The 241-nt window shown below is 48.5% G+C and carries 1 rRNA gene; it reads right to left on the minus strand.

Annotated features, from left to right (window positions below):
• A 23S ribosomal RNA gene (locus ACRHOC_RS15070) occupies positions 1–241 on the minus strand; the annotation flags it as partial.

Here is a 241-nt window from a genome sequence, read left to right on the forward strand (position 1 = left end):
GGTTTGTGGTACGGTTACTTATAACCTGAAGCTTAGAGGTTTTTCCTGGAAGCATGGCACCAACTACTTGATTCCATATAGGAACTCGTCATCGGTTCTCAGCCTAACAAGGACCCGGATTTACCTAAGTCCTTAGCCTACAGCCTTAAACGCGGACAACGAACGCCGCGCTAGCCTAGCGTACTCCGTCACCCCATCGCAGTTATAATCAGCACAGGAATATTAACCTGTTTCCCATCGG

Source organism: Winogradskyella poriferorum (assembly GCF_050618035.1).
Lineage (GTDB): Bacteria > Bacteroidota > Bacteroidia > Flavobacteriales > Flavobacteriaceae > Winogradskyella > Winogradskyella poriferorum_A.